Here is a 285-nt window from a genome sequence, read left to right as displayed (position 1 = left end):
GGTATCAATACCAAGCAAAGGCTGTATTTCTTCAACCCAAGCCGAAACTTTCGCTTTCTCTTTAAGATCTTCTTTATTCAGCGCGCTTACTTTAAGCAAAGTTTCCAGTACAAGTAACGGATAAGAACGGGCAAGCTTAGAAATAATGGTTTCTACTTCACGATATTGACCAACTAAGGTTTCTAAACCTTGGCCAGAGATTGAGGGTGTTCCCTCATCAACATATAAATGAGTATCATCTAAAGCTGACTGGGTCAGGTATTGTTCTAAGGCAGCTTCGTCTTT

1 pseudogene is annotated in these 285 nt (G+C 40.0%); it reads right to left on the bottom strand.

What is annotated here, in order from left to right:
* Positions 1–285 (bottom strand): annotated as a pseudogene (gene gyrB / locus A3756_RS27500) (DNA gyrase subunit B); the annotation flags it as partial.

Source organism: Oleiphilus sp. HI0086 (assembly GCF_001635225.1).
This window is presented reverse-complemented; position numbering and strand designations above follow the sequence as displayed.